The 643-nt window shown below is 72.3% G+C and carries 2 protein-coding genes; both read right to left on the bottom strand.

Annotated elements, in window-relative coordinates; translation table 11 throughout:
• Positions 1-376: cytochrome c biogenesis protein ResB (locus tag ASG00_RS17055; protein WP_442922604.1), on the bottom strand; the 376-nt coding region annotated here is incomplete at its 3' end.
• Positions 354-643, bottom strand: a 290-nt coding sequence (locus ASG00_RS17050; protein WP_235559161.1) for a prolipoprotein diacylglyceryl transferase family protein, incomplete at its 5' end; no start/stop codon positions are given. The genes ASG00_RS17050 and ASG00_RS17055, both read right to left, overlap by 23 nt.

The following is a 643-nucleotide window of genomic DNA, read 5'->3' as shown; positions in this document are numbered from 1 at the left end:
GGTGGCGGATGCGGGGGATGACGCAGCCGATCAGCGACGCGAACAACAGCAGGTAGATCGCGGAGAACCACACCGACCCGAACACGTCGTGCAGCTGCAGCAGGTCCACCGCCCACATCCAGCCCGGGTTGGTCTTGTCGAACTGGATCACCCCGTTCGGGTCGGAGGAGCGTTGCGGGATCAACGACCCGGGGATCGCGGCCACCGCGAGCAGCAGCAACAACACCAGGGCGGTGCGCATGCTGGTCAGCTGCCGCCACGCCCACCGCGCCCACCCCGACACGCTCAGGCGCGGATTCGTGCGCTCCTCCACCGGCCGGTCGACGTGATCGGCGGGCAGCTGCGGGGCCTGCTCATTGCGGATCGACACGCGCATCCCCCCTCCCCCGGACGGGTGCGCGGCGGCGGGCGCGCCAGGAGGCGTGGGCGAGCAGCCCGACCCCCAGTACGGCGGCCACCAGGGCGGTGAGCACGTTCGCTTTCAGCCCGCCGGCGAGCAGCTCGGTGGGATCCAGCCGGATGGACTCCAGCACCGCCCGCCCCGCCCCGTACCACAGCAGGTACACGCCCAGACTCCGCCCGGCGCCCAGCGTGATCCGGCCGTGCCGGCGGCGGTGCTGCTCGAGCAGCACGATCACGGCGG

The organism is Microbacterium sp. Leaf351 (assembly GCF_001423825.1).
Taxonomy (GTDB): domain Bacteria; phylum Actinomycetota; class Actinomycetes; order Actinomycetales; family Microbacteriaceae; genus Microbacterium; species Microbacterium ginsengisoli.
The sequence above is the reverse complement of the archived record's forward strand: the minus strand, read 5'-3'. Positions and strand labels throughout refer to the sequence as shown.